2 protein-coding genes are annotated in these 2,212 nt (G+C 69.3%); both read left to right on the forward strand.

Annotation, left to right across the window (positions count from 1 at the left end; genetic code table 11):
- Window positions 1-51 precede the first annotated feature (51 nt).
- Window positions 52-1,386 carry a phosphoribosyltransferase family protein gene (locus ACOJVU_RS05930; protein WP_421528925.1) on the forward strand — a complete coding sequence of 445 codons (1,335 nt, stop codon included), beginning with the start codon at window positions 52-54 and terminating at the stop codon, window positions 1,384-1,386.
- 138 nt (window positions 1,387-1,524) lie between these two features.
- The gene (locus ACOJVU_RS05935; protein WP_421528924.1) at window positions 1,525-1,836 is read left to right on the forward strand and encodes a hypothetical protein; all 312 of its coding nucleotides are present in this window, start codon (window positions 1,525-1,527) and stop codon (window positions 1,834-1,836) included.
- Window positions 1,837-2,212: the final 376 nt, after the last annotated feature.

The following is a 2,212-nucleotide window of genomic DNA, read 5'->3' on the forward strand; positions in this document are numbered from 1 at the left end:
GGCGATGGCGAACGCCTTGTGGGCGGACGACGGGGAGCATTGCGTGGTGGTATGCGGCTGTTCGACGATCGCGTCGATGCCGGAAGGCGTCTGGCCGAGCGCCTGGAACCGTTGCGCGGCCAGGACATCGTCGTGCTGGGGCTGCCGCGCGGCGGGGTGCCGGTTGCCTTCGAGGTCGCCAAGGCGCTCAACGCACCCTTGGACGTGCTGGTGGTGCGCAAACTGGGAGTGCCTTATCAACCGGAATTGGCCTTCGGCGCCATCGGCGAGGGCGGGGTACGGGTGATCAACGACTCCGTGGCGGGCGAAGCCGACCTCGCCGGGGACGAGATGGCCGCCGTCGAGGCCAGGCAACGCGCCGAACTGGAGCGCCGCTCGGAACGGTTCCGGCGCGGCCACACCCGGGTGCCGGTGGCCGGGCGGATCGCAGTGATCGTCGACGACGGCGTCGCGACGGGCGCGACGGCCAAGGCGGCCTGTCTGGTGGCGCGCGCCCAGGGCGCGCGCCGGGTCGTGCTGGCGGTGCCGATCGGCGGACGCGACATCTTCACCAGGTTCTCCGGACACGCCGACGATGTGGTCTGCCTGTACACGCCGCGGTCCTTCTCCGCCGTCGGCCAGGGCTACCGCAACTTCACCCAGACGTCCGACGACGAGGTGGTCGCACTGCTCGATCGTGCCCGGGAGGGTGTCGCCGAGCGCGCGGTCGTCGCCGCCGACGACCCCCCGATACGCGACGAGGAGGTCCGGGTGAGCGCGGGCCCGGTGTCGGTGGCCGGCCGACTCACGATCCCGCGGCATCCGGTCGGCATCGTGGTGTTCGCCCACGGCAGCGGCAGCAGCCGCCACAGCCCCCGCAACCGCTACGTGGCCGAGGTCTTGACTGCGGCAGGGCTTGCGACCCTGCTGTTCGACCTGCTCACCCCCGAGGAAGAACGCAACCGCGCCAACGTCTTCGACATCGGGCTGCTGGCGCAACGCCTGGTCGACGTGACCGGCTGGCTGGCCGGCCAGCCCGACACCGCGTCGCTGCCGGTCGGCTACTTCGGCGCCAGCACCGGAGCGGGCGCGGCCCTGGTCGCCGCCGCCGATCCTCGGGTGAACGTGGCGGCGGTGGTGTCTCGCGGTGGGCGACCGGACCTGGCGGGCCACTGGCTGACCGCCGTGCGCAGCCCGACACTGCTGATCGTCGGCGGGCGTGATGACCAGGTGCTGGAACTGAATCGGCAGGCCCGGGACATGATCCCGGGCGTCTGCGAGCTGTCCGTCGTTCCCGGCGCGACCCACCTCTTCGACGAACCCGGCACACTCGAGCAGGTCGCCGGGCTGGCCCGGGACTGGTTCATCAAACACCTGAGCCGCGCGAACACACCTGCGAGACCCTGACACGGACAACCGTGAAACGTTACCCATCTGGGCCGGCGATCTGGGCCGCGGGCCGCGCATCTGCGGTTCTGCGCCAAGGCAATCGCGAGCAGCGGCGACGTTGCCCCCGCTGTCCCCGACGGGAGTAGCGTTGTCCCGGTGACCAGGATGACGGTGACCGTCCCCACGAGCATCGATGCCGGAGAGCTCGAACGAGAACTGGTCACCGCGGTTGCCGACAGGCTCCGCGACGACCACGGATACCGGTTGGTGGCGGAGAGCCCGCGGGCTGCCTCAGCGGCCCGGACCGAGTACCCGATGGATCCCACGGGAAAAGTCGTCGTCGACAAGAAGCCGGGCGCGTTGAGGGTCGGGCTACGGGGCCTTGAGGTCGATGCCCATGACCTGTTCACCGGAATCAGCAGTGAGCTGGGATTGCGGCACGAGGGACTGCGCACCGAGATCGGCTGACCGGCCATTGGTTGGCGCATGATTGCCGGACTCGAAAAGCATGACCTTCGACGCGGGTCGCGGCGTGCGCGGCTGCACATGCTGCAGGCGATGACCACATCCGACAGCACCACGCAGACCTGGCGGAGGGGCCGACCATCACCTTGAGCACGACGAGCCCCCGGTGCTGCTGGAAATGGCGCAGCAGTGGGCGCATCGATCAGCAACGGTGATGCGGACCGCCGCGCGTTGATCGGTTGCGACGTAGTTTTGACGCTGTAAACCTCTTCTTGTCAACAGCACGGCGTGCCTCACCTACTTTGAGCGCGTGGCCGGTGGTGGTGCCTCAGCTATTTTGAGCGCGTAGCGCGGAAGGCTTGCCCGATATGGAGGGCAA

Source organism: Mycobacterium sp. THU-M104 (assembly GCF_049197365.1).
In the GTDB taxonomy this organism is placed as follows: domain Bacteria; phylum Actinomycetota; class Actinomycetes; order Mycobacteriales; family Mycobacteriaceae; genus Mycobacterium.

Coding starts and splice junctions, on each gene's coding strand:
- ACOJVU_RS05930 (WP_421528925.1), top strand. CDS start 52: ATGCGGCTGTTCGACGATCGCGTCGATGCCGGAAGGCGTCTGGCCGAG.